Origin of the sequence: Vibrio chagasii (assembly GCF_002954585.1) — a bacterium.
Lineage (GTDB): Bacteria > Pseudomonadota > Gammaproteobacteria > Enterobacterales > Vibrionaceae > Vibrio > Vibrio chagasii_A.
This window is the reverse complement of sequence record NZ_MSCI01000008.1, coordinates 1-690: the sequence shown is the minus strand read 5'-3', so window position 1 is coordinate 690 and position 690 is coordinate 1. Positions and strand designations below refer to the sequence as shown.

Below are 690 nucleotides of genomic sequence, written 5' to 3'. Positions count from 1 at the left end.
TACAATGGCGCATACAGAGGGCAGCGAACTTGCGAGAGTGAGCGAATCCCAAAAAGTGCGTCGTAGTCCGGATTGGAGTCTGCAACTCGACTCCATGAAGTCGGAATCGCTAGTAATCGTAGATCAGAATGCTACGGTGAATACGTTCCCGGGCCTTGTACACACCGCCCGTCACACCAGGGGAGTGGGCTGCAAAAGAAGTGGGTAGTTTAACCTTCGGGAGGACGCTCACCACTTTGTGGTTCATGACTGGGGTGAAGTCGTAACAAGGTAGCCCTAGGGGAACCTGGGGCTGGATCACCTCCTTATACGAAGATATTCACGATAAGTGTCCACACAGATTGATACGGTTTAGAAAGTAAAGAGACGAAGAACTCCCAAGTTCTTCGAAGTTTGTTTCTACTTTTTAAAGTGGAGACAAATTAGTAGTGTCCCGTTCGTCTAGAGGCCTAGGACACCGCCCTTTCACGGCGGTAACAGGGGTTCGACTCCCCTACGGGATACCATCTTTAAGTGCATTTTCAATAGTGCTTTTAAAAATGGTTACTTCATTACGAAGTGATTAGCTCTTTAACAATTTGGAAAGCTGACTGATTAACTCTTAGAGTTAATCAAATTAAAAGTTCTCAATGTTTATCTGCTCTTATTTATTAAGAACAGTAAACACAACACAAACACATTCAAGTGTCT

The 690-nt window shown here is 44.8% G+C and carries 1 tRNA gene and 1 rRNA gene; both read left to right on the top strand.

Annotated elements, in window-relative coordinates:
- Positions 1–308: ribosomal RNA gene (locus BTO10_RS23090) — 16S ribosomal RNA — on the top strand; the annotation flags it as partial.
- A gap of 122 nt (positions 309–430) precedes the next feature.
- Positions 431–506, top strand: a tRNA-Glu gene (locus BTO10_RS23085).
- The last annotated feature ends 184 nt before the right edge of the window (positions 507–690 follow it).